Below are 20,605 nucleotides of genomic sequence, written 5' to 3'. Positions count from 1 at the left end.
TGTTTTCCGACTTCCTTCTTTCCACTTGATCGAGCAACAAGGACGCACCGATGAACACTGCTGTGGATGCTGTCGAACGTACTGAAATCCTGATCATCGGCGCGGGCCCGGCCGGTTCGGTGGCTGCGGCGATGCTGCGCCAGCAGGGCCGCCAGGTGCTGATGCTGGAACGCCAGCAGTTTCCACGCTTCTCCATCGGCGAAAGCCTGCTGCCGCAGAGCATGGAGTACATCGAGGCGGCCGGCCTGCTGCAGGATGTGGTCGAGGCGGGCTTCCAGTACAAGAACGGTGCCGCCTTCGTGCACGGCGAAGCGCGCACGGCATTCGACTTCAGGAAGAAGTTCTCGCCGGGTTGGGGCACCACCTACCAGGTGCAGCGCGCCGACTTCGACAACGTGCTGGCACGCGGTGCCGAGCGCATGGGCACCACGCTGCGCTTCGGCGACGAAGTGCTTGCTGTCGAGCCGGGCGAGCAACCGGCGGTGACGGTGCGCCGCCCGGACGGCAGTGAATACCGCATCGAGGCCGATTTCATCCTCGATGCCTCCGGCTTCGCGCGCCTGCTGCCGCGGCTGCTGCAGCTGGAGTCGCCGTCCAACTTCCCGGTGCGCGGCGCGATCTTCTGCCACGTGCGCGACAACATTCCGGCCGAAGCGGACTTCGACCGCAACAAGATCCTGATCACCACCCATCCCGAGCACATCGACGTCTGGTACTGGACGATCCCGTTCTCCAACGGCTGCTGTTCGCTGGGCGTGGTCGCCGAGCCGTCGTTCTTCGAGCGCTACGAGGGCGACGACCTGCAGAAGCTGCAGGCCATCGTCGGCGAGGACCCCAACCTGACCCGCCTACTGGCCAACGCCGAATGGGCGGTGCTGCCGGTGCGCCGCATCACCGGCTACTCGGCCAACGTCAGCTCGCTGTGGGGGCCCGGCTATGCCCTGCTGGGCAACGCCGGCGAGTTCCTCGACCCGGTGTTCTCCTCGGGCGTGACCATTGCCTTCAAGTCCGCGCAGCTGGCCAGCGAATGCCTGGCGCGCCGCTATGCCGGTGAAACCGTCGACTGGGAAGCTGAATTCTCGATCCCGCTGCGCGCCGGCGTGAAGACCTTCCGCCGCTTCGTCGAAAGCTGGTACGAAGGCGGCTTCCAGAAGATCATCTACCACCCGCAACAGCAGCCCGAAGTGCGCGACATGATCAGCTCCATCCTGGCCGGCTACGCCTGGGACACCAACAACCCGTATGTGGCCGACGAAAGCGGCCGCCGCATGCGCGTGCTGGAGGAACTGTGCAGCGCCTGATCTTCCGTACTGCGGCCCTGCTGCTGTGCCTGCTGCTGGCCGCCTGTGCCGGGCGCATGCCCAAGCCACAGGTGGAACTGCCGCCGCTGCGCCTGTCGCCGGCCAGCCTGCCGGCGCCGCTGGCGCTGCAGCAGCAGCTGCACTTCCGTTTCGGCAGCCATGAGCGCGACCTCGATGCGCTGCTGGAAGCCGATGCACAGCGGGTGCAGCTGGCGGTGCAGGCGATGGGCCAGACCGGCGTGCGCCTGCAGTGGGACGGCCAGCAGCTGACCCAGCAGCGTGCGCCGTGGTTGCCGCCGCAGGTGCGTGCCGAGCGTGTGCTGGATGACCTGCAGTTCGCGCTGTGGCCGACCGCGGCCATCGCCGCAGCGCTGCCGGCCGGCTGGGAGGTCATCGACGACGGCCACCAGCGCAGCTTGTCGCGCGACGGCACGGTGTGGCTGCTGCTGCAGCGCCTGGACGATGGCAGCATGCAGCTGGACAACCGCGCCGAAGGCTATGCGCTGCGCATCGAATCAATCGACATGGCCGGGCAGGACCGATGAGTGCACCGATCTACCTGAACGACCTGGGCATGGTCTGCGCGCTTGGCGAGGACCGTGCCACAGTGGCGTCGGCGCTGTTCGCCGATGTACCGGGCGGGCTCAGCACCAACGACAGCCTGATGCCGGGGCGCACCCTGGCGCTGGGAGAAGTACGCACGCCGCTGCCGGCGCTGGAAGACCTGCCGGTGGCCCTGCGTGGGCGCAACAACGCCCTGCTGGACGTGGCACTGGCGCAGATCGCTCCGGCGGTGAGCGCAGCCATTGCCCGCCATGGCGCCGAGCGCGTAGCGGTGGTGTTGGGCACCAGCACCTCGGGCATCGGTGAATCCGAGCAGGCCTTGCGCACCCATGCCGAGCAGGGCCAGTGGCCGCCAGGGTTCGATTACGCCCAGCAGGAAATGGGTACCGCCGCGCAGTTCGTGCGCCAGCGCAGTGGCGCGCTGGGACCGGCGTGGACCCTGTCCACGGCGTGTTCGTCCAGCGCCAAGGCATTGATGTCGGCCGCGCGCATGCTGCGCGCCGGCATCGTCGACGCCGTGATCGCAGGCGGCGCGGACTCCCTGTGCCGCTTCACCGTGGCTGGCTTCAGCGCGCTGGAATCGGTCTCGGCCCAACGCTGCAATCCGTTCTCGCAGCATCGTACTGGTATCAACATCGGCGAGGGTGCCGCGCTGTTCCTGCTCACCCGCGAACCCGGCCCGGTATGCCTGGCGGGGTGGGGCGAGTCGGCCGATGCCCACCACATGTCCGCGCCTGACCCGCAGGGCCTGGGCGCCATCGACGCCCTGCAGCAGGCGCTGCAGCGTGCTGGCTGGGCCGCCGGCGAAGTGGATTACGTGAACCTGCATGGCACCGCCACCGGCCACAACGATGCGATGGAAAGCCTGGCGGTCTCGCAGGTGCTGGGCAACAGCGTGCCGGCCAGTTCGACCAAGCCGTTGACCGGCCACACGCTGGGTGCCTCGGGCGCCATCGAGGCGGCGCTGTGCTGGATCGTGCTGGCCGAGAACCGGCAGCAGCTGCTGCCGCCGCACTGGTGGGACGGCGTGGCCGACCCGGCACTGCCGGTGCTGCCGCTGGTCGCACCGGGCATGCGCCTGGCGCAGCCGCCGCGACGGGTGCTGAGCAATTCGTTCGCTTTCGGCGGCAGCAACGCCGTGCTGGCACTGGAGCGTCGATGAACACGCTGTATGCAATCGAAGAGGTGGTGCCGCACCGCCAGGACATGTGCCTGCTGCAGCGCATCACGCATTGGGACCAGGACACCCTCGAGGCCGAACTGGTGGTGCCCGAGGCCGGCCTGTTCGTGGAGAACGGCGAAGTGCCGGCGTGGGTCGGCATCGAATACATGGCGCAGGCCATTGCGGCCTGGGCCGGCTGCCGCGCGCGTGCGGCCGGCAAGCCGCCGCAGCTGGGCTTCCTGCTCGGCAGCCGCCGCTACAGCAGCGCGCGCAGCAGCTTCCCCAGCGGTTCGCGACTGCGCGTACAGGCGCGCTGCGAGCTGTTGGGTGACAATGGATTGGGGATGTTCGCCTGCCGCATCCTGGCAGGTGAGGACGAATGGGCGACAGCCAACGTGTCGGTGTACGAACCGGCCGACGCGATGGCCTATCTGGAGAGTGGACAGGCATGACAGGGAATCGAAGCGTGCTGGTGACCGGCGCCAGCCGGGGCATCGGCCGGGCCATTGCGCTGCGCATCGCGCGCGATGGCTTCGACGTGGTGGTGCATTGCCGCAGCCGCCTGGAAGAGGCACAGGCCGTGGAGGCTGAGATCCAGGCACTGGGCCAGCAGGCCCGCGTGCTGGTGTTCGACGTGGCCGACCGCGAGGCCGCGAGGGCCGCGCTGGAAGCCGATGTCGAGGCACATGGCGCGTATTACGGCGTGGTCTGCAATGCCGGCATCGCCCGTGACGGCGCCTTCCCGGCGCTGTCGGAGGACGATTGGGACCAGGTCATCCACACCAACCTGGATGGCTTCTACAACGTGCTGCATCCGCTGATCATGCCGATGGTACGGCGGCGCAGGCCGGGCCGCATCGTCACCCTGTCGTCGGTATCCGGGTTGGCCGGCAACCGCGGCCAGGTCAACTACAGTGCTGCCAAGGCCGGCATCATCGGTGCCACCAAGGCGCTGGCGCTGGAACTGGCCAGCCGCCAGATCACCGTCAACTGCGTGGCTCCGGGCCTGATCGAAACCGAAATGCTCAACGATGAAGTGGTTGAACACGCGCTCAAGCTGATTCCCGCCGGCCGCGTCGGCCGTCCCGACGAAGTGGCGGCCACGGTGGCGTTCCTGCTGTCCGAGCCGGCCGGCTACATCACCCGCCAGGTGATCTCGGTGAACGGAGGCATCCTCTGATGGCCGCCAATCGTCGCGTGGTGGTCACCGGTGCCGCCGCCATCAGTCCGCTCGGCCACGATTGGCCGACCATCGAGGCACACCTGCGCAGCTGCCGCAATGCGGTGCGTGCGATGCCCGAGTGGGATGTGTATGCCGGGCTGAACACCAAGCTGGCGGCGCCGGCGCAGGATTTCGCGCTGCCGCCCAACTACAACCGCAAGACCACCCGCTCGATGGGCAAGGTCGCGATCATGTCGGTGCGCGCCACCGAGGTGGCGCTGCGCGAGGCAGGCCTGCACGAGCATCCGGTGCTGCGCAGCGGCCGTACCGGCGTGGCCTATGGTTCCTCGTCGGGCAGCCATGAGGCCACCGGTGAATTCGGGCGCATGCTCAACGAGTTCACCACCGATGGCATCAGTGCCACCACCTACCTGAAGATGATGAGCCACACCGCGCCGGTCAACATCGGCGTGTTCTTCGGCCTGTCCGGGCGCGTGTACACCACGTCCAGTGCCTGTACCTCGGGCAGCCAGGGCGTGGGTGCGGCCTATGAAGCCATCCGCAGCGGCAAGCAGACGGTGATGGTGGCCGGCGGTGCCGAGCAGCTCGATGCCACCGCTGCGGCGGTGTTCGACACGCTGTTCGCCACCAGCGTGCGCAACGACGCGCCGCAGACCACGCCACGCCCATTCGATGCCGGCCGCGATGGCCTGGTGCTGGGCGAGGGCGCCTGCACGCTGATCCTGGAGGACCTGGAACACGCGCAGGCGCGCGGCGCCACCATCCTGGCCGAGGTGGTCGGCTACGGCACCAACAGCGATGGCCAGCACGTCACCCAGCCCAGTGCCGACACCATGGCCCAGGCCATGCGCCTGGCATTGGAGGACGCCGGCCTGGACCCGGCGCAGATCGACTACGTCAACGCCCATGGCACCGCCACCGACCACGGCGACATCGCCGAGACCCAGGCCACCGCACAGGTGTTCGGCAGCCGCGTGCCGATCAGCTCGCTGAAGAGCTACGTCGGCCACATGCTGGGTGCCTGTGGCGCGTTCGAGGCCTGGCTGAGCATCGAGATGATGCGCACCGGCTGGTTCGCGCCGACCCTGAACCTGGCCGAGGTCGATCCGCGCTGTGGCCAGCTCGACTTCATCACCGGGCAGGGCCGCGAACTGCAGGCCGAGTACGTGATGAGCAACAACTTCGCCTTCGGCGGCATCAACACCTCGCTGGTGTTCCGCCGCTGGCGCGAGTGAACCACCGTCCCACCGCACTGTTTCCGCTACCCACCCGCACCCCTGACAAGGAGAAGTTTCGATGCGCCGCACTCTCATGATCGCCACTGCCACCGCGCTGCTGGCCCTGACCTCCACCGCCTCTGCCCGCGACACGCGTGTCGAACAGTCCCTGCAGGAACTGGTCAATTCGCAGGCCGCCAAGGACGCTGGCATCGACGGCAGCGTGCGCTTCTATCTGGCCGGCCAGCCGGTCAGCGTGCAGCAGCGCCTGGGCGAAGACGTGACCAACAAGAAGACCAACGCCGCCAACAAGAGCGATGCCGAGGCCTGCCGCTGGGTTGCGTTGTCGGCACTGCGCGCGCTGCAGGACGGTGCCAAGTCGCGCGGCGCCAACGCCGTGGTCGACATCGTCAGCTATTACAAGAAGAACGAGTTCAAGAGCAGCACCAACTACGAGTGCTACGCCGGTGCCATCCTCGCGGGTGTCGCGCTGAAGGGCACCTACGCCAAGGTCAAGTAAGCGCCCGTGTGGTGGCAGCCGTGGCTGAACGACGCCGCCACATTGCTGAACCTCGCCGGGGAAACGCCGTCGATCACGCCGCCAACGTCGGCTGACGGCTTTCCCCGGTGTCGGCTTTCCGACACAATCATGGCTCTTCCCGGGTTATCGTCCCGCGGACATGCACGCCTACGTCTATAAAAGCCAACTCAAGCCGGACACCTACGTCTACGTTCCCCGTCGCGATGATTTCAGCGCGCTGCCCGCGCCGCTGCTCACCTCGCTGGGGACGCTCGCCTTCGTCCTGGAGGTGGCCCTGGATGCCCAGCGCCGCCTGGCGCAGGCTGACCCGGAAAAGGTCCGCAGCGAAATGAGCGAGCGCGGGTTCTACCTGCAGGTGCCGCCGTCGGTGGCCAGCCTGATGCCGCGCCACTATGACTGACGCCTCCCGTCCGCGCCTTGTGTCAATTGCCTTCGCCGCGGGCGCGGTGCTGGCGCTGGGCGCCGCCGTGGGCGGCTTCCCGGGTGCCGTCCTGGCCGCACTGGCGCAGCCAGCGTTCGCGCTGGCGATCTCATGGTGGCGTCGCAGCCGCGCGCTGCTGCCGCTGAAGGTGGTCGCTCGCCAGGACCTGCCGGCGCTGCTGGCGTTGTGGACGGCCGCGCCGCTGCTGCTGGCGCTGTTGCTGGCCTGGCCGCTGGCGGCGCTGCGCGACAGCGGCAGCCTTGCGGCGGTGCTGGGCCTGAGCGTGCTTGTCAGTGCCGGCCTGCTCGCCGCCTGGCGCACCTGGCCGTTGTGGAACGATGTCGAACGCCTCGACGGCAGCCTGGCCCAGCACTGGCAGGCGCTGGCGGGGCGTGACCTGGGCGCCTGGCGCGGCCTCGGTGTGGCCGCGCTGGTGATCGCGCTGGCCGCGCTGGTGGTGCTGCCGGCCTGGCCGGGACTGCTGCCGGAAAGCGCACACTGGCCCGCCGCGCTGGCGGTGGTGCTGCTGTCTCCCGTGCTGCACCTGCTGCTGCAGCGGGTGGCGCCGGCACCGCTGGTGTCGCTGCGCGCAGGCCCACTGGCCACGGCCAGCGACGAGCGCGAACCGATGTTCTCCGCTGCGGTCGAAACCACGCCGCTGGAGGCGATGGCGCCGCAGGAGCTGACCCCGGCGCTGTATGAAGCCGCCCGCCATGGCCGCATCGACCGGGGCCTGCAACTGCTGCAGGCCGGTGCCGATCCGTATGCGCTGCCGGACCCGAACTGGCGCGACCAGCGCAGCCTGGCGGTGCTGGCAGCGGTGCTGCCGGACCTGCGCCTGCTGCGCGAGCTGATCGCCCGCGGCGTCGATGTGAACGCACCGCACCGGGGCATGACCCCGCTGCTGGCCGCCACCCGTGACAGCTGGCATGGCCGCCCCGAGGCGGTGATGACCCTGCTCGCCAACGGTGCCGACTCGCGTGCCACCGACAGCGATGGCAACACGCCGCTGCACCATGCTGCGCGCAGTTCCGACCCGGGTGTGGCGGCGCTGCTGCGCGATGCCGCCGCCGAAGTCGATGCGTTGAACAACGAGGGCTGGTCGCCGCTGGCCGTGGCCTGCCAGGTCGGCAACTGGCGCCTGGCCCGTTTCCTGCTCGAACGCGGTGCACGCTGCGAACCGGCCGATGGCACCCCGGTGCTGCTGGCCGCCGCCGCCACCGAGGACGACGATCCGGCGGGCGTGCAGCTGCTGCTCAAGCACAAGGCGCGGGCCGACGCGCGTGATCGCCAGCGTCGCAGCGCGCTGCATGAAGCGGCGCTGGCCGGTCACGTCGAGATCATCGGCGTGCTGCTGGCTGCCGGCGCCAATCTGGAAGCGCGCGATGCGCTGGGCCGTACGCCGTGGCTGGAAGCGGCCCGTGCCGGTCGCGCCGCCGTGATCGAGCATCTGCTGCCGCACAAGCCGGACCTGGTCGCGGTGGACGGCGAAGGCCGTAATGCGGTGCAGCTGGCGGCGATGGCCGAGGATGTCTCGCCGCTGCTGATCAAGCGCCTGGTCGAACTCGGCATCGCCGCCGATGCCACCGATCCGGTCGGCCGCCGTGCGGTGGACTATGCCGCCGAAGCCGGCCGCTGGGCGATCGTGGCTCTGCTGGACCCGTCCTATCCATTGCCGGCTGCGGTCAGCGATGGACTGGCCGAGCGTGGCGAAGCCGCCGGCGCAAGTGGCCTGCTGCCGGACCGCCCGCCGCTGACCCTGCTGCGCGAAGCGCTGGGCTTCGGCAACACCGAAGGCATGGCCGCGCTGGCCAAGCTGTGCCAGCCGGAAGAGCTGGGTGGCCTGCTGCTCGATCCGGAGCTGGCGCTGGAGCCGCGTGCGGTCGACTGGCTGCTGGCCCACGGTGCCGATCCCTACGTGCGTGACGCCTGTTCCGACACACCGATGTTCGCGCTGTTGTCGCGCGGCATCGACGCGGTGCCGGCGCTGCAGGTCATGCTGCAGCGTGGCCTGTCGCCGGCCGGACGCGGTGGCCTGGCACGCTTCCTCGCAGCGTGTGCGCAGCACGACCAGGCCGCCCGTGGCCTGGAACAGCTGGCACTGGAACTGCTGGAACGTGGCGCCGATCCGTTCGCCGCCTCGCCGGCCGGCGATCCGCCGCTGTCGCTGGCGGTGCGCCTGGGCTGGCTGCGCCTGCAGCAGGCCCTGCTCAAGGCCGGTGTTGATCGTGAAGCGCGCGACAGCCACGGCATGACCGCATTGCACCTGGCCACCGCGTTGGCCCGCGAAGGCGCACTGAAGCTGCTGGTGCAGCACGGTGCCTCGCCGGAAGCCCGCGCCGCCGACGGCCAGACGCCGTTGGGCGTGGCGCTGTCGATCGGTCGCCGTGACCTGGCCGACTGGCTGGACTGGCGGGTGTGGCCGTTGCCGCGCCGTACCCTGCGCGAGGCCGATCTGCCGGCCGCTGCGATGGCCGGTGATGTAGACGCCGTGCGCCGCCTGATCGATCTGGGCTTCGCCGTCGACGCGGTCGATGCGCAGGGCTGCACCGCGCTGCTGCGCGCCGCCGGTGGTGGCCATCTGGCGGTGACCGACCTGCTGCTGGCGCGTGGCGCCGATCCGCAGCACGCCGCGGCCAGTGGTGCCACGCCGCTGTCGGCGGCGGTCAGCATGCGCCAGGTGGATATCGTCTCGGCCCTGCTCGACGCCGGCGCCAAGCTGGAACATCGCCTGCCGGGTGGGGTGACCGTGCTGATGCTGGCCTCGGCGCTGGGCCTGCCGGACATCGTCGCGCGCCTGCTCACCGCAGGTGCCGACGTGCACGCCGGTGACGCGCAGCAGCTGGGCCCGCTGCACTGTGCCGCGCTGTACGGTTTCAGTGCCCGCGACCGCTCGCGCCTGCTGGCCCTGCTCGACACCCTGCTGTTGGCGGGCGCCGAGCCGGACCAGGCCGCCGCCGGTTCGGTCACGCCCCTGCTGCTGCTGCTGGGCGCACGCGCCGAGCCGGGTACCGCCTGCGACGAGCAGGTGGTGATGGCGGCGGTAGAGCGCCTGCTGGATGAGGACGTGAGCCTGGACGTGCGTGATCCGCGCGGCTTCGGCCCGTTGCATTTGGCCGCGCTGCATGGCCTGCCGCTGCTGGTGCAGCGCCTGCTGCGCGCGGGGGCGGATCCGGAAGCACGCGACAGCCTCAACCGCAGTCCGCGCGAGATCGCGGTGATGCGCGGCTTCATCGACGTGGCCGGTGAGTTCGAACCGCGCGTGCCGGGCGTTTCGTCGATGGCGCGGTTCCTGCGCGACAACGGCTGATCGCTGGAAAAGGGTAGTGCCGGCCGCTGGCCGGCTACCTCATGACATCTCCGGGAACACGGGATTGCCGGCCAGCGGCCGGCACTACCGGGTCCGCCATTGATCGGGTGGGTGCCGACCGTTGGTCGGCACACCTACTCGCCGTCCCTTTCCGCGTCGGCCTCGAAAAGATGCATCAGGTCGTTGCGTGCATCGCGCGAGGTCTGGATCACGGCCGCTTCGTCGTCGTACACCAGGTACTGGTCACGCAGCAGCTGCTCATCATGCTCGCGGAAGCGCTGCACATGGCGTTCGGCCACGTCCGGCGCCACGCCCAATGCGGTCAGCACGCGGCCGCTCATCTCCAGGCTGGTGCCAAACACTTCGCGGAACGGCTCGGCCGACATGTCCATCAGGCGCCAGGCATGCTGGCGGTTGCGCGCACGCGCCAGCACCTTCGCGTCCGGGTACAGCCGGCGCACCATGCGCACCGCGCGCAGGTTGGTCTCCGGGTCGTCCACGGTGATCACGAACACATCGATGTGCTCGCCGCCCGCCGCACGCAGCATCTCCGGCCGGGTCGGGTCGCCGTAATACAGCTGGTTGCCGAAACGGCGCAGGTCGGCCACGGTGTCCGGGTTCGCCTCCAGCGCCACGAAGGGCACCTTCTGTGCCGTCAGCAGGCGTGCGATGACCTGGCCGAAGCGGCCCATGCCGGCGATCAGCACCTTGGGGCGGTTGTCCGGCGCCACCTTGTCGGCCTCGGCTGCCTCGCGCGGTGCGGCCTTCTCCTGGCCGAGCAGCTTGAGCAGCGCGATCATCAGCAGCGGCGTGATCGCCATCGACAGGCCCACGATCGCCACCAGCCGGTCGTGGTTGGCATTGCCGAGCAGGTGCGCGCGCTGCGCTTCGTTGAACACCACGAAAGCGAACTCGCCGCCCAGCCACAACACGCTGCCCAGCAGCAGCGACTGCCGCGGACTGAGCCGGGCGATGCGGCCGATCGCGTACAGCAGGCTGAACTTGACCACCAGCAGGATGCCGACGCCAGCCGCGATCATCCACGGTTCGGCGGCAATGCGGTCCAGGTCGATGCCCATGCCCACCGCGATGAAGAACAGGCCCAGCAGCAGGCCCTTGAACGGCTCGATCTGCGCTTCCAGCTCATGCCGGAACTCCGAATCGGACAGCAGCACGCCGGCCAGGAACGCGCCGAGGCTGGGGCTGAGGCCGGCTTCCTGCATGAACCAGGCGGTGCCCAGCACCACCAGCAGTGCGGTGGCGGTGAACACTTCCGGGCTGCGGGTGCGGGCGATGATGCTGAACACCTTGCGCAGCACCGGTCGCCCGCACAGGATCACCACGGCCAGCGCACCGAGGGCCACGGCGGCGTCTTCCCAGCGCAGGGTCTCGTTCTTCACCCCGCCCAGCAGCGGGATGGCCGCCAGCAGCGGAATCGCGATCAGGTCCTGGAACAGCAGGATGGCGAACCCGAGCCGGCCATGGTCGCTGTTGATCGCCTTGTGCTCGGACAGCAGCTGCAGGCCCACCGCCGTGGATGACAGCGCCAGCGCCACACCTACCACCAGCGCGCTCTTCCACTGGAAGTGGTCGAGCAGCAGCAGGCCGCCCAGCACCAGCCCGGACAGCGCCACCTGTGCCGCACCGGCGCCGAACACCGAGCGCCGCATCACCTTCAGGCGTGCCGGTGACAGCTCCAGGCCGATCACGAACAGCAGCATCACCACGCCGATCTCGGCGGCGCCGAGGATGCGGTCGGCCTCCTGCACGAAGCCCAGCCCGTCCGGGCCCAGCACCACACCGGCCGCCAAGTAGCCCAGCACCGCGCCGAAGCCGAACTTCTTGAACACCGGCACGGCGATGACCGCCGCCAGCAGCAGCACCAGCGCCAGTTCCAGACCACCGCTATGCATGGGAATACCTGGTCATCGGGGGAGCCGCTGTGCGTCCGTTCGGGTTGGGAAAAGCGTGGCGAACACCACCGCGCCATTATGCGCGCCGGCCTGTGCATGCACGAGAACAACCTGCGGGCAGGGTGCTGCCGCGGCGGGACCGGGTTGACCTGCATGGTCCACGGGTCCAGACTGCCCGCCGCTGGCGGCGCGTCCGCCGGCACACGCATCCCGGAGTCCCCAACCCATGTCCAGCGACAGTAGAAGTCGACCTCGTTCGACGCCAGCGATGGCCACCGCCTGACATCGGGACGGTTTGCCTGCGTTGGCGTTGCGCGAGGTCGCACCCCCACAAGGCAAACCCGATGAACCAAAAGCAATTGCTGCGCCCGGTGGCCGATGCCGCCGCACTGGCCGCGCCGCTGGCGAACTTCAACACTGCCGATGCGGTGGAATTCCTCAACACGCTGGAGCTGACCCGCGCCGCGGAAACGCTGGCTGCCCTTCCGTTGCCGCGTGCAGTGAAAATGCTGGAAGCGCCGGAACTGCACCGCAGTGGCGAGCTGGTGGCAGCGCTGCCCCCGGCGCGCGCTGCCGCCCTGCTCGGGTTGATGGCCGACGACCGCGCCACCGACATCGTTCATGAGCTGGATGAGGAAGAACGCGCGCGGTTGATCCCGCTGCTGGGCACCGACGCCCGCCAGGCCATCCAGAAGCTGCTCAGCTACCCGCCGAACACCGCCGGTGCGCTGATGACCACCGAGTACGTGGCGGTACCCGCCAGCTGGACCGTGGCGCAGACCCTGCAGCACATCCGCCAGGTCGAGCGCACCCGTGAAACGGTGTACGCGATCTACGTGCTGGAGCCGTCCAGCCAGCAGCTGCAGCAGGTGGTGACCATGCGCCGCCTGATCACCGGCCTGCCGGAGGAGTCGATCCTGGACGTGGCTCAGGTCAATCCACCGGTGACGGTGGACGCACTGATGGACCAGGAAGAAGTGGCACGGCTGATCCGTCGCCACGACTTGCTGGCGATCCCGGTGGTCGATGCGCAGCAGCAGATGCTCGGCATCGTCACCGTGGACGACGTGCTCGACGCGCTGATCGAGGAATCGACCGAGGACGCGCACAAGTTCGGCGGCATGGAGGCACTGGACAAGCCCTACATGCAGATCGGCTTCCTGGAGATGCTGCGCAAGCGCGCCGGCTGGCTGAGCGTGCTGTTCCTGGGCGAGATGCTGACCGCCAGCGCGATGCAGCACTATGAGGACGAACTGGCGCGCGCGGTGGTGCTGACCCTGTTCATTCCGCTCATCATGAGTTCGGGCGGCAACTCCGGTTCGCAGGCCACCTCGCTGCTGATCCGCAGCCTGGCGCTGCGCGAGCTGCGCCTGCGCGACTGGTGGAAGGTGGCCCTGCGCGAAGTGCCCACCGGCATGGTGCTGGGCGCGATCCTCGGCTGCCTGGCCATCGTGCGCATCGTGATCTGGCAGCTGGGCGGCCTGCACGACTACGGCGAGCACTGGATACTGCTGGCGATCACCATCGGTGCCGCGCTGGTCGGCATCGTCACGTTCGGCTCGCTGTCCGGCTCGATGCTGCCCTTCATCCTCAAGCGGCTCGGTTTCGACCCGGCCAGCGCCTCGGCCCCGTTCGTGGCCACCCTGGTGGACGTGACCGGCCTGGTGATCTATTTCAGCATCGCCGCGATGATCCTGCACGGCACGCTGTTGTAACGGGAGCGTCATCCACACATGACGTGGATCTACTGGTCCCGGCGGTAGATCCACGCCATGCGTGGGTGCGGTATCAGGACCTTGCGCACGATCATGCCGTTGCCGCGCCAGTCCGTGTACCGTAGGCGCATGAGTACCTACCACCTGCAGTCCGTGTTCCGTCCGCAGTCGGTCGCGGTGATCGGCGGCAGTCCGCGTGAGCGTTCGGCCGGCCGCGCGGTGATGCGCAACCTGCGCGGCACCGGCTTCCCCGGCAAGGTGGCGTGGATCAATCCGCGGCATGCCGAGATCGATGGCATCCGCACGGTCAAGCGGCTGAAGGACCTGGACTGGGTCCCCGACCTGGCGGTGATCACCGCACCAGCGGCCATCGTGCCGCAGGTGGTGCGCACTGCCGCCGAACGTGGCGTGCAGGCGGCGATCATCCTCACCGCGCACCTGGGCGAAGGCCCCGGTTCGTTGTCTGCACAGGTGGAGGCGGTGGCGCGCAAGCATGGCCTGCGCATCCTCGGGCCGCATTGCCTGGGCGTGATCGCGCCGCACGCACGGCTCAATGCCAGCATCGCCGCGCACTTCCCGCAGGCCGGTGATCTTGCGTTGATCTCCGAATCCTCGGCCATCGCCGCCGCACTGGTGGAGTGGGGCGTGGCGCGCTCGGTCGGGTTCTCTGCCGTGGTCTCGCTGGGCGACACGCTGGACGTCGACTTCGGTGACCTGCTCGACTACTTCGCCACCGATTACCGTACGCGCGCCATCCTGCTCTACGTTGAGCAGATCAAGGACGCGCGCAAGTTCATGTCGGCTGCGCGTGCCGCCGCCCGCGCCAAGCCGGTGGTGGTGGTGAAGTCGGGGCGCGCCGAGCGCGTGCAGCCGGGCAGCCGCGATACCCATGTGCAGGCCCTGGCCCGTGCCGATGATGTGTACGGTGCCGCCTTCAACCGCGCCGGCCTGCTGCGCGTGGGCGCGCTGGACGAACTGTTCACGGCCGCCGAATCGCTGGGCCGGTTGGGGACCTTCCCCGGTCGTCGCCTGGCCATTCTCAGCAATGGTGGCGGCGTCGGTCGCCTTGCCGTGGACCAGCTGATCGCGCTGCGTGGCACGCTGGCCACCCTGTCCGACAGCACGGTGCAGAAGCTCGATGCGGTATTGCCACAGGGCTGGTCGCGCAGCAACCCGGTCGACATCGTGGTCGACGCCGATGGTGATCGCTATGCCGCCGCCATCGAGGCGCTGCTGGCCGACAACGAGAATGATGCGGTGATGGTGGTCAACGTGCCGACCGCATTCACTTCATCCGCAGACGCCGCACAGGCGCTTACCCGCACGCTCGGACTGCGCCCGCGCCATCACCGCGACAAGCCGGTGTTCGCGGTGTGGCTGGGCAACGATGACCAGGCCACCGCCACGCTCAACGCGGCGCGGGTGCCGACCTATCCGACCGAGGCCGAAGCCGTACGTGGCTTCCAGCATCTGGTGCGCTACCGCGAAGCGCAGAACGCGTTGATGGAAACGCCGCCCAGCCTGCCGCAGGACTTCAGCGTCGACACGGCCGCCGCGCGCGCACTGGTCGATGCCGCGCTGGCCAACGGCCAGCAGTGGCTGGACCCGCTGGCTACGCATGAACTGCTCAAGGCCTACGGCATTCCCTCCGCGCCGGTGATGCATGCGCGTGACGCGCACGAGGCGATGGATCTGGCACAGCCGCTGCTGGAACGCGGTGCCACGGTCGCGCTGAAGATTCTCTCGCCGGATATTCCGCACAAGTCGGAAGTGGACGGCGTGCGCCTGAACCTGTCCACCCTGCCGGCGGTGCAGAGCGCGGCCAACGCGATCCTGTCGCGTGCACGCCAGCTGCGGCCGGATGCGCGCATCGATGGTCTGCTGGTGCAGCCGACCATCGTTCGCCCGAAGGCGCGCGAGTTGATCGTCGGTATTGCCGATGACGCGACGTTCGGCCCGGTGATCGTGGTCGGCCGTGGCGGTACCGCGGTTGAAGTCATCAATGACAAGGCGTTGGCGCTGCCGCCGCTGGACCTGCGCCTGGCCCACGAGCTGATCGGCCAGACCCGCGCCTCGCGCATCCTCAAGGCCTATGGCGATGTGCCTGCCGCCGACGAGCGCGCACTGGCATTGGCGCTGGTCAAGCTGGCACAGCTGGCCGCCGACATCCCCGAAGTGCGTACGCTGGACATCAATCCGTTGCTGGTCGACGGCAAGGGCATCCTCGCCCTCGACGCACGCGTGGCGGTGGCGCCGTCGCGCATCCTGCACAAGGGCCGTGGCCATCCGCGCTTCTCGGTGTTCCCGTACCCGAAGGAGTGGGAGCGCACCATCGAACTGTCCGATGGCGGCCGTGCCTTCGTGCGTCCGGTGCGGCCGGAGGACGACGCGCTGTTCCGTGCGTTCTTCGCCCGCGTCAGCGACGAGGACCTGCGCCTGCGCTTTTTCCAGTCGGTGAAGCACTTCAGCCACGAGTTCATCGCGCGCCTGACCCAGCTCGACTACGCACGCTCGATCGCACTGGTGGCGATCGAACCGCGCAGTGGCGAAATGCTTGGCGCGGTGCGCCTGCACGCCGATGCGGATTACCACCGCGGTGAATACGGCATCCTGATCCGCTCGGACCTGAAGGGCCATGGCATCGGCTGGCGGCTGATGGCGATCATGATCGAGTACGCCAAGTGGCTGGGCCTGGACGTGGTCGAAGGCCAGGTGCTGCGCGAGAACAGCACCATGCTGGCGATGTGCCAGAGCCTGGGCTTCAAGACGAAGCTGGACCCGGATGACCCGACGGTGATGATGGTGACCTTGCCGGTGCAGCAGGTCGAAGTGCCTGACGTCCCGCCGGTGGCGTGATCGCCGCCCATCGGTAGCGCCGGGCCATGCCCGCCGATCACCTCACCGCTGCGGTTCCACCGCCACCGCCGTGCCATAGCACAGCCGCACGGTCAGCCCGGTCATCACATAGATGGCGTCGTAGCGCATGCCGATGATCGGGTTGGCAGCCAGCTGCCGTGCTTGCTTGTCTCTGCTGCGCCAGGTTTACTCGCGGCCTGTCCGCACAGCGCGGTGTAGATGGTGATGGTGTCGCCAAAGAGCGGCTCCGCCGCTGTCTTCTGTAGCGTCGAGCCATGCGCCACTGGCTATGCAGCCGTCGAACGTGGCTCGACGCTACAATCCGCCCCCTGTTGCGGCATGGTTCCGTCACCGTGCTGGCGCGACAATACCCCCATGACCGACCGTATCCCCCTGCTGCTGCTGCCTGGCCTGCTCAACGACGCTGAGCTGTGGCGCTCACAGTTGGCTGATCTTGCCGACATCGCCGATTGCACGGTAGGCGACCAGACCCGTGGCGAAACCCTGCAGGCGGTGGCCGAGGACGTGCTGGCACAGGCGCCGGAGCGCTTTGCGTTGGCCGGGTTCTCGCTGGGCGGTTTCGTCGCCCAGCAGATCCTGCGCATCGCGCCGGAACGCGTGCTGCAGCTGGCGTTGATCGATACCTCGATCCACGCCGATTCACCGGAACGTGCCGAGCAGCGCCGCAGCCAGCGCGCCAGCGTGCGCCTGCCCGGAAAGTTCCATGGCTTCGGCGATGTGCTGATGCGCAGCTACATCGATGCCTCGCGGCTGGATGATTACGTGCTGGTGCAACGTGTGCGTGACATGACCGCCCGCCTGGGCGCGGACGTGTTCCTGCGCCAGAGTGCGCTGGAACGCCGTGACGGCCATGACGTGCTGGCTGGCTACCGCGATCCGCTGCTGATCGTATGTGGCGCCAACGACCGCATTACGCCACTCGCGGTCAGCGAGGAAATGCACGCCCTGGTGCCGCACTCGCAGCTGGTGGTGGTGCCGGACTGCGGGCACCTGGCACCGATGGAAAAGCCGGATGAGGTCAGTGCGGCAATGCGAGGCTGGTTGTTGCAGGCCTGATGGATCCGCCGGGCATGGCCCGGCGCTACCCACGCGTATCCGGTAGCGCCGGGCCATGCCCGGCGGCCGCTCTTCAATCCCAGGCCGGCGCAATGCCTTCCGGATTCGCCAGGCGATGGCCACGATCCAGCTTGGCGATCTGCGCCATGTCTTCGTCGGTCAGCCGGATCGCTGCCGCTTCGAGGTTGCTCGACAGGTTCTCGCGCTTGGTCGACGACGGAATGACCGAGTAACCCTGCTGCAGCGCCCAGGCCAGCGCGATCTGCGCCGGAGCGGCCTGGTGGCGGCCGGCAATGGCCTGGATCACCGGGTCCTTGATCACCTCGCCATAGGCCAGGCTCATGTAGGCGGTGACGTGGATGCCGTTGTCCTGCAGGAACTTCACCAGCAGGCGGTTCTGCAGGTACGGGTGGATCTCGATCTGGTTGGTGGCGATGGCATCGGCGCCAAGGATCTCGATCGCCTTGCGGGTCTGGGCGATGGTGAAGTTGGAGATGCCGATCGCCTTCGTCAGGCCCTGTGCCTTGGCCTCGGCCAGCGCCGGCAGGTACTCCTCCATCGGCACGTCGACCTTGTCGTTCGGCGACGGCCAGTGGATCAGCGTCAGGTCCACATGATCGGTACGCAGCTTTTCCAGACTGGTATGCAGGCTGGCCAGCAGCGCTTCCCGCTTGAACGCGGTGATCCAGACCTTGGTGGTCAGGTAGATCTCTTCGCGCGGCACGCCGGAATCGGCGATGGCCTGGCCGACCTCGGCTTCATTGCCGTAGATCTGCGCGGTATCGATGGCGCGGTAGCCGACATCCAGCGCGTTGCGCACCGAGTCGATCACGGTCTGGTCTTTCAGGCGGAAGGTACCGAGACCGAAGGCGGGGGCAGTCATGGGGGCTCCAGCAGAGGGGGAGGGAGGCGGGAATATCCACGAAAGGGTAGGCCAGCGGCCGTGTGCATGCCGGCAACGGTGCATTGCATCGACGTGTACGACGGCAGGTGGTGGTGGGTGCGGACCGTTGGTCCGCACTGTTCATGCCGCCACCCATGCAGCGTTGGGAGCTGCCGGCCAGCGGCCGGCACTCCCCCTGTCTGCGCTCCACGGTAGTGCCGGCCGCCGGCCGGCAACCGGATCAATCAGGCCGCGCGCATCAGCGCGTCCTTCGCTGCGGCGGTGGTCGACAGGTCGAACACATCCACCGCGTCGATCAACCGGTTCGCCTGCTGTTCCAGGCTGCGTGCGGCGGCGCTGGCTTCCTCCACCAACGCGGCATTCTGCTGGGTGGTGCCGTCCATCTGGATCACGGTCTGGCTGACCTGTTCGATGCCCGCGCTCTGCTCCTGCGAGGCGGCGGAGATCTCGGCCATGATGTCAGTGACGCGCTGCACCGACGCCACGATCTCGGCCATGGTGTCACCGGCCTCGCGCACGCGCCGTGCACCGTGGCCGACCTGTTCCACCGACGCTTCGATCAACGCCTTGATCTCCTTCGCGGCTGCCGCCGAACGCTGTGCCAGGGTGCGCACTTCGCTGGCAACCACCGCGAAGCCGCGGCCCTGCTCGCCGGCGCGTGCCGCTTCCACCGCGGCGTTCAGCGCCAGGATGTTGGTCTGGAAGGCGATGCCGTCGATCACGCTGATGATCTCGGCGATCTGCCGCGACGAGGTTTCGATGGCACCCATCGTTGCCACCACCTGGCCGACCACGCTGCCGCCGTGAGAGGCAACGGTGTGCGCGCCGATCGCCAGCTGGTTGGCCTGGCGCGCATGCTCGGCGTTCTGGCGCACGGTGGAGGTCAGTTCCTCCATCGATGCCGCCGTCTCTTCCAGGTTGGCGGCCTGCTGTTCGGTACGGCGCGACAGATCGTTGTTGCCGGCGGCGATCTCCGCCGCCGCCGTGTGGATGTTGCCGGAGGCGTGCTTGATGTCGGTGACGATGGTTGCCAGCTGCGTAGCGGTGGTGTTGGCGTCGCCGGCGATACGCGCGAACACGCCCTGGAAATCACCGTGCATGCGCGCGCCGAGACGGCCATCGGCAATCGCGCGCAGCATGCTGGAAACCTCGCCGAGGTTCAGTTCAGTGGTCTGCATCAGGCGGTTCAGGCCGTCGACCATCGCGCGGAAATCATGCTCGAAGCGTGCGCTGTCGCCGCGCTGGCTGAAGTCACCGGCGGCAGCGGCTTCGGCCAGGCGGCGGATCTCGCCGTTGATCATGCCGAGATTGGCCTTGGCCGTATCCAATGCGTTGGTGATCACGGCCTTTTCGCCGGGCAGGCGTTCCATGTCCTGGCTGAGGTCACCGACGGCATAGCGGCCCATGATCGAGATCGCGCGCATCTTCACCTGGATGTGCGCGTCAACCAGCGTGTTGCAGTCGGCCACCATGGTGCCGAACGCGCCCGGGAACGCACTGGCCTCCATGCGATGGCTGATGGTGCCGGCATCATGCGCCTGCGCCATCGTCGCCTGTGCGTCCAGTACGCCGCGCAGCGTGGACTGCACCGCCTGCATCGCCTGCGCGAGGCGACCGATCTCGTCGCGGCTGCGCACCTGCACCACGTGCTGCAGATCACCGGCGGCCACGGCACGCGCAGCGGCTTCCACCGCCAGCACCGGCTGCACCACCGCGCGCCGCAGCCACCAGGCCAGGCCCATCAGCAGCAACACGGCGGCCAGCACGGTCAGCGCCGCGCACAGCAGCAGGGTCTGCCGGGCCTGCTGCGACCGCGCCGCTACGGTTGCTTCGGCCACCTGCGTGGCATGCGTGCTCAGCGCATCCAGTGCGGTCGCCACCGGGCGGTCCTTGCCACGCACCAGATTGTCGCCGGCGGCGGGATCGTAGCCGGCTTCCGCAAACGCCTGCAGGGCGGCGTGGTAGTCCTTCTGCAGCTGCGTGTGCAGGCCGATGAAGGACTGTGCCAGTTCGCGCGTGCGTATGTCCGGGCTGGCTACGAGGCCCCTGGCCAGCTGCTCGACCAGGCGGCCCTCGCTGTCAAAGGCGTCCAGATGGCGCTGGCGCAGCGCGTCGTCGTGGCCGCGCAGCAGCACGTTCTTCCATTCCTGCACCTGGCCGCGGAACTCGCGCTGCAGGCGTTCGGCGTCGCGGCTGTGCGCGACTTCGGGTGGAACCTCGGTGGACAGCTTCAACCAGGCGGAGGCCAGGCCCGCCAATGCGCACAGCAGGACCACGGCCAGACCAACGGAAACCGCGCCGAGCAGCTTGGACTGCAGGCGCGGAGCACGGACAGACGCTTTCATGGAAGGGACTCTCGGGAAGGGGCAATGCGGTATCGACCTGTCCCCACGCGTCTGAAGTGCGACGCTCATCACATTACCGTTTCGTTTAGTGATGTG

16 protein-coding genes are annotated in these 20,605 nt (G+C 68.5%); 12 read left to right on the top strand and 4 right to left on the bottom strand.

Annotated features, from left to right (window positions below; translation table 11 throughout):
- The first annotated feature begins 50 nt into the window (after positions 1 to 50).
- The 9 genes from G370_RS0117215 (at position 51) to G370_RS0117175 (ending at position 9,699) form a co-directional block, all read left to right on the top strand.
- Positions 51 to 1,301, top strand: coding sequence for an NAD(P)/FAD-dependent oxidoreductase (locus tag G370_RS0117215; RefSeq protein WP_019661707.1), 1,251 nt, complete (start codon positions 51 to 53; stop codon positions 1,299 to 1,301).
- Complete coding sequence (locus tag G370_RS0117210; protein ID WP_019661706.1) at positions 1,289 to 1,846, top strand: DUF3261 domain-containing protein; 558 nt, start codon at positions 1,289 to 1,291, stop codon at positions 1,844 to 1,846. The genes G370_RS0117215 and G370_RS0117210 overlap by 13 nt, the downstream gene beginning before the upstream one ends.
- Positions 1,843 to 3,027 carry a beta-ketoacyl-[acyl-carrier-protein] synthase family protein gene (locus G370_RS0117205; protein ID WP_019661705.1) on the top strand — a complete coding sequence of 395 codons (1,185 nt, stop codon included), beginning with the start codon at positions 1,843 to 1,845 and terminating at the stop codon, positions 3,025 to 3,027. The genes G370_RS0117210 and G370_RS0117205 overlap by 4 nt, the downstream gene beginning before the upstream one ends.
- Positions 3,024 to 3,479 (top strand): hotdog family protein, encoded by a 456-nt coding sequence (locus tag G370_RS0117200; protein WP_019661704.1) that lies wholly within the window; start codon positions 3,024 to 3,026, stop codon positions 3,477 to 3,479. The genes G370_RS0117205 and G370_RS0117200 overlap by 4 nt, the downstream gene beginning before the upstream one ends.
- Positions 3,476 to 4,207 carry a 3-ketoacyl-ACP reductase FabG2 gene (locus tag G370_RS0117195; protein WP_019661703.1) on the top strand — a complete coding sequence of 244 codons (732 nt, stop codon included), beginning with the start codon at positions 3,476 to 3,478 and terminating at the stop codon, positions 4,205 to 4,207. The genes G370_RS0117200 and G370_RS0117195 overlap by 4 nt, the downstream gene beginning before the upstream one ends.
- A complete protein-coding gene (locus tag G370_RS0117190) occupies positions 4,207 to 5,445 on the top strand; it encodes a beta-ketoacyl-ACP synthase (protein ID WP_019661702.1) in 1,239 nt (412 codons plus the stop codon). The genes G370_RS0117195 and G370_RS0117190 overlap by 1 nt, the downstream gene beginning before the upstream one ends.
- 61 nt (positions 5,446 to 5,506) lie before the next feature.
- Positions 5,507 to 5,947, top strand: coding sequence for a hypothetical protein (locus G370_RS0117185; RefSeq protein ID WP_005420284.1), 441 nt, complete (start codon positions 5,507 to 5,509; stop codon positions 5,945 to 5,947).
- Between the two features lie 160 nt (positions 5,948 to 6,107).
- Positions 6,108 to 6,368 (top strand): YcgL domain-containing protein, encoded by a 261-nt coding sequence (locus G370_RS0117180; RefSeq protein WP_014648833.1) that lies wholly within the window; start codon positions 6,108 to 6,110, stop codon positions 6,366 to 6,368.
- The gene (locus tag G370_RS0117175) at positions 6,361 to 9,699 is read left to right on the top strand and encodes an ankyrin repeat domain-containing protein (RefSeq protein ID WP_019661701.1); all 3,339 of its coding nucleotides are present in this window, start codon (positions 6,361 to 6,363) and stop codon (positions 9,697 to 9,699) included. Before G370_RS0117180 ends, G370_RS0117175 begins: the two co-directional genes overlap by 8 nt.
- Positions 9,700 to 9,833: 134 nt before the next feature.
- On the opposite strand, the gene G370_RS0117170 is transcribed toward G370_RS0117175, so the two are convergent.
- Complete coding sequence (locus tag G370_RS0117170) at positions 9,834 to 11,612, bottom strand: monovalent cation:proton antiporter-2 (CPA2) family protein (RefSeq protein ID WP_019661700.1); 1,779 nt, start codon at positions 11,610 to 11,612, stop codon at positions 9,834 to 9,836.
- 344 nt (positions 11,613 to 11,956) lie between these two features.
- Here G370_RS0117170 and mgtE point away from each other — a divergent pair, with 344 nt between their 5' ends.
- Both mgtE and G370_RS0117155 read left to right on the top strand, forming a co-directional pair.
- Complete coding sequence (mgtE, locus tag G370_RS0117165) at positions 11,957 to 13,327, top strand: magnesium transporter (RefSeq protein ID WP_019661699.1); 1,371 nt, start codon at positions 11,957 to 11,959, stop codon at positions 13,325 to 13,327.
- Between the two features lie 129 nt (positions 13,328 to 13,456).
- Entirely contained in the window at positions 13,457 to 16,183 is a 2,727-nt protein-coding gene (locus G370_RS0117155; protein ID WP_019661697.1) for a bifunctional acetate--CoA ligase family protein/GNAT family N-acetyltransferase, read from the top strand.
- A gap of 42 nt (positions 16,184 to 16,225) precedes the next feature.
- Here G370_RS0117155 and G370_RS1000000122065 read toward each other — a convergent pair whose 3' ends face one another.
- Complete coding sequence (locus tag G370_RS1000000122065) at positions 16,226 to 16,312, bottom strand: hypothetical protein (RefSeq protein ID WP_260832893.1); 87 nt, start codon at positions 16,310 to 16,312, stop codon at positions 16,226 to 16,228.
- Positions 16,313 to 16,558: 246 nt separating this feature from the next.
- Here G370_RS1000000122065 and G370_RS0117145 point away from each other — a divergent pair, with 246 nt between their 5' ends.
- Positions 16,559 to 17,260, top strand: coding sequence for an alpha/beta fold hydrolase (locus G370_RS0117145; RefSeq protein ID WP_019661696.1), 702 nt, complete (start codon positions 16,559 to 16,561; stop codon positions 17,258 to 17,260).
- Between the two features lie 73 nt (positions 17,261 to 17,333).
- Here the strand turns inward: G370_RS0117145 and dkgB are convergent, their stop codons facing one another.
- Both dkgB and G370_RS0117135 read right to left on the bottom strand, forming a co-directional pair.
- Positions 17,334 to 18,143: a 2,5-didehydrogluconate reductase DkgB gene (gene dkgB, locus G370_RS0117140; protein ID WP_019661695.1), complete on the bottom strand. Its 810-nt coding sequence runs from the start codon at positions 18,141 to 18,143 to the stop codon at positions 17,334 to 17,336.
- Positions 18,144 to 18,388: 245 nt separating this feature from the next.
- Positions 18,389 to 20,509 (bottom strand): methyl-accepting chemotaxis protein, encoded by a 2,121-nt coding sequence (locus tag G370_RS0117135; RefSeq protein ID WP_019661694.1) that lies wholly within the window; start codon positions 20,507 to 20,509, stop codon positions 18,389 to 18,391.
- Between the last annotated feature and the right edge of the window lie 96 nt (positions 20,510 to 20,605).

It is taken from the genome of Stenotrophomonas hibiscicola ATCC 19867, from assembly GCF_000382065.1.
In the GTDB taxonomy this organism is placed as follows: domain Bacteria; phylum Pseudomonadota; class Gammaproteobacteria; order Xanthomonadales; family Xanthomonadaceae; genus Stenotrophomonas; species Stenotrophomonas hibiscicola.
The sequence above is the reverse complement of the archived record's forward strand: the minus strand, read 5'-3'. Positions and strand labels throughout refer to the sequence as shown.